Below are 4,119 nucleotides of genomic sequence, written 5' to 3' on the forward strand. Positions count from 1 at the left end.
GTGCTGCCACAACTCCTGCCCGCGGTCCCGCCGCACCTGATCACCGCCCTCGGGGCGCTGTCCCTGCTCGGCCTCGCGGGCTGGCCGGCCCTGGACACGGCCGGCCTGCGACCCCTCGGGCCCGCCGGGCTGCGAGCCGGCATCCTGACCGCCCTCGTCGTCGGACTGGTCATCGCGGCCACCACCCCCATCCCCTACGGGACGTATGAACGTGTCGTCACCCTGATCCTGCTCACCCACCTTGCCGCCGTCGCGGCCAGGCGCTGGTGGGTTGCCGGACATCGACTCGGCACCCGCCCGGTGCGCATGGTCGCCGCCGGCAGCCTCCTCGCGCTAGGCGCGGGCGCCGCCGGAGTCGTGGCAACGGTCCTCGTCCCGGTGTCGGTCTCGACCACGAACTACCAAGCGCACCTGAGCTTCTCGCCGAATCCGAGCGATCTCGGCCAGATCGTCGTGCCGACCGTGCTCGGCGACCTACGGGCGACATTCACCGGCGCCGCGCTGGGCGTCACCGTCACCCCACAGATTCGCGCGACGATCACCGAGGCCCTTGGCTCGCCGTCGTCCTCGCTCGAAACCCTCCAGCCGAGCCCGGCAGAGATCGACGCGGCCATCCGCGCCGCCGTCACGGGCCTGCTGCTTCGCTTCGTTGTCGGCGCGACCGTGGCTGTGCTGCTGGTCGTCCTCGTCCGCGGGCTCACGCTGCGGCGCCCTCCCGGCTTCCGCACGGCCCTGGTTGCCCTCGCCTCGCTGATCGCGGCGACCGCCGGCCTCGGGCTCGCCGTCGACGCGACCTACCGCGGGTCCACGCCGCGCGAGTTCACGGCGACCGGGCTCCTCGGTGCGGTCCAACGCAATCGCGATCTGTTCGACGACGTGGCCGCGCGGTCCAACCAAGCCGCCCCCTATCTGCGCAACCTGGTCGCGGTCAGCAACGCCTTGCGCGAGCGCTACGAACCCCAGCCGGCCCCCGAAACCCGCGTGCTCCGGATCCTCCTGGTGAGCGACATCCACGCCGCGAACCAGTACCCGCTGATGCGTTCCCTCATCGAGGAGGAGGGCGTCGACGTCGTCATCGACAGCGGCGACCTGGTCAACTTCGGCACCCTCGCGGAGGGCGACTTCGCCGGCGTCTTCCGGGGTATCGCGGACCTCGGGGTGCCCTATGTCTTCGTCAAGGGCAACCACGACGCCACGAGCCCGACCGACGAGGCGATGCTGCGGCGACTGGACGGCATACCGAATGTTGTTCTGGTGCAACCCAATTCTCAGTCGTATGCCGAGCTCACCCTCGCCGGGGTACGGATCGCCGGCTTCAACGACCCCCGGTGGTATGGCGACGACGGAATCGGCTCGGCCGAGAAACAGAAGCCAGCGCGAGCTGCCTGGTTGGCGGCCTTCGCCGGCCGACCCGTGCCCGATGTGGTGGTGAGTCACGAGCCGTGGGCCGTTCAGGGAATTCCGGGCGCGGGCGTGCTGGTCAACGGGCACATGCACTCGGCCTTCCGCGAGGGCAACCGGATCCAGGTCGGTACGTTCACCGGCGGCGGGCCGTTCTCGCACTTCATCGTTGCGGCCGGCGGGCAGGAATTGATCGGCCAGCCGGCGGCCTTCGACATCCTCGACTTCGGCGCGGACTGCCGCGTCTCGGCGCTGACGCGCTATCGGTTTTCGGGGGTGATCGAAGGGCGGCCGAGCTTCACGGACGTGACCCTCGTCAATGGCCGGTCGGTCGACTCGCGACCGGTCGATGCGGATCGGCGGTGCGCGGCCGATACCGCGCCCAATGTGGTGACCATCCCCGCGGCCGCGAAGACTGACGCGGCAAGCGGATAGGTTCGGGCGTATGACGTTCCCGGCTACTTCCCGAGCGAATTCTCTTGCGTCGCCCGTTGGAACGCCATCTCTGAGGACGACACCCTTTGCGCCCCGGGTGAGCATCGTGACCGGCGGAGCCAACGGCATCGGACGCGCGCTCGCCGAGCAGGTGGTCCGTCGCGGCGGTCATGTCGTCATCGCCGATCTCGATGGCACGGCGGCAACGGCGACGGCTGCAGCCCTGACTTCGGCCTCGGCCGCTGATGGCGGCAGTGCCGAGGCGGTGCAGGTGGACGTCGCCGAGCCGGGAGCGGTGGCAGATCTTGTCGAGCGCGTCAGCCGGGAGCACGGGCGGCTGGACTTCATGGCCAACAACGCCGGCATCCTCGTCGCCGGCCCGTTGACGGAGTTCACCGAGCGGCAATGGGAGGTGGCGATCGACGTGAACTTCAGGGCCGTCGTCGCGGGGGGCGCGCGGCATACGCCGTGATGGCCGAGCAGGCGTCCAGGCGAGGGCAGGTATCCGGGCTGGCTCACGGACGAGGCAACCACGGCCTCGCGCGAGGCGAGCGGGCCGGCGTCATCCTCAACACGGGCTCACTCGCCGGGCTGATCCCCGCCCCGCGGATGGCGCCCTACACGAGCACGAAGTGGGCGGTAGTTGGTTCTCGCAAGCGGTCCGCGCCGAGGCGGCCGCCGCCCGGGTCCAGGTCAATGTGCTGTGCCCGGGCTATGTCGATACGAAGTTGATCGACGAGATTTTCGAACCCACCGCGGGGTATGTGCGCGGCAGGTTCCGGCGCAACACCCGCGGCTTGCAGCCGCGCCTGCTCACCCCAACGGTGGTGGCGCAGAAGGCGATCACCGGCATCGAGCGCGATAAGCCGGTGATCGTCGTGGGCGGGTTCGCGCACCTCTCGGCCAGGCCATGGGGGTCGCGCCCGCGGTCGTGCGGGCCGGGTCGCGGCTGCAGGCGATCCGGGAGGAGCGTCAGTCGCGCCGGCGATAATCGCCGTGCCGCCCCTCGTGACAGTCAGTGCGTGCCCGTCAGTGCGTGGCGGTCAGCGCTGAGAGTCAGTGCGTGCGGTGGGTGAGGCGGTACAGCAGGCCGCGCTTGGTCGGCATGGCGGTGTGGTGCCAGTCCTGCGAAGCGGCGCGAACCTCGGTCATCATGCGGGCGTAGTCACGGTCGATGGGCTTGTCCATGTCCTCAATGGTCCAGGGTTTAATTGCTTAGCACAAGCGAGAGTTACTGGATATTAGTTAAGCAACGCTTTATTATGGCGCGATGCTCGACCCCCAGCGACTCCGCACCTTCCGATCCGTCGTCGCCACCGGTTCGATCCAAGGCGCCGCCGATCAACTGCGGCTCACGCCGTCGGCGGTCAGCCAGCAAGTCGCCGCCCTACAACGCGAGACCGGCCTGATGCTGCTGGAGCGGGTGGGCCGCGGGGTGCGTCCGACGGCCGCCGGCATGCGCGTCGCCATCGCCGCCGGCGAGTCGCTCAGGTCGCTCAACCGCCTGGGCGCCCTCGTCCACGACCTGCGTAGCGGCAAGACCGGGCACCTGACCATCGGGCACTTCGCCTCGGCCGGCCTGGCCTGGATGCCCGGACTGGTGAAGTCCCTGCGGACCGAGTTCCCTGACGTCATGGTGGAACTTGTCCTCAACGACACCCCAGGCGGTGCGCCCCTGACCCAACCCGACATCGATCTCCGCATTCAGACGAGCGCCGAGGCCACGCCGCCGGGATTCACGCGGGTGCCCCTGATCGAGGACCCGTTCGTGATGGTCGTGCCACGGGATCACCGCTTCGCCGGCCTGGACGCCTTGCCATTGGGTGACTTCCGGGACGAGGAGTTCGTCGCCAATGATGTCGAGGGCTTCCCGGTCCACGAGGTGCAACACCGGGCGTATGCCGCGGCCGGCTTCAGCCCGCGCTATATCGTCCAGGCCGCCGACCACCTCACCGCGCTCGCGTTCGTCGACGCGGGCATCGGGGTGACGATGCTTCCGGTGCTGGCGATCGCCGACTTGCCCGAGCACGTGCGCATCATCGCGCTGCTCGACCCGGTCCCGGCCCGGCACATCTATGCCCTCGTCCGCGACGCAATTGCCGGCCACCCGGCGGCCCAGCACGTCCTCGATCACCTACGCGAGCGGACCGCCTGAGCAAGCCAAACCGTCCGCTCCGGGTCAGCCTGCCCGGCTCACGTGAACGTCAGCTCGTCGGCATCCTCACATTCATCCGGGTATGCCGCGGGCACCGGCCCCGCCGGCGGGCCTCTCTCCTCGGCGGG

At 69.7% G+C, this 4,119-nt stretch carries 4 protein-coding genes; 3 read left to right on the forward strand and 1 reads right to left on the reverse strand.

Annotated features, from left to right (window positions below):
• Both BN13_RS17655 and BN13_RS17660 read left to right on the forward strand, forming a co-directional pair.
• Positions 1–1,836: metallophosphoesterase family protein (locus tag BN13_RS17655; protein WP_048548536.1), on the forward strand; the 1,836-nt coding region annotated here is incomplete at its 5' end.
• A gap of 97 nt (positions 1,837–1,933) precedes the next feature.
• The gene (locus BN13_RS17660; RefSeq protein WP_048548538.1) at positions 1,934–2,308 is read left to right on the forward strand and encodes an SDR family NAD(P)-dependent oxidoreductase; all 375 of its coding nucleotides are present in this window, start codon (positions 1,934–1,936) and stop codon (positions 2,306–2,308) included.
• Positions 2,309–2,892: 584 nt separating this feature from the next.
• Here BN13_RS17660 and BN13_RS20700 read toward each other — a convergent pair.
• Positions 2,893–3,024, reverse strand: a complete 132-nt coding sequence (locus BN13_RS20700; RefSeq protein ID WP_268806976.1) for a hypothetical protein — start codon at positions 3,022–3,024, stop codon at positions 2,893–2,895.
• 82 nt (positions 3,025–3,106) lie between these two features.
• Between BN13_RS20700 and BN13_RS17670 the strand changes: the two genes are divergently transcribed.
• The gene (locus BN13_RS17670; RefSeq protein WP_048548541.1) at positions 3,107–3,991 is read left to right on the forward strand and encodes a LysR family transcriptional regulator; all 885 of its coding nucleotides are present in this window, start codon (positions 3,107–3,109) and stop codon (positions 3,989–3,991) included.
• The last annotated feature ends 128 nt before the right edge of the window (positions 3,992–4,119 follow it).

It is taken from the genome of Nostocoides jenkinsii Ben 74 (assembly GCF_001046875.1).
Classification (GTDB): Bacteria; Actinomycetota; Actinomycetes; order Actinomycetales; family Dermatophilaceae; genus Nostocoides_A; species Nostocoides_A jenkinsii.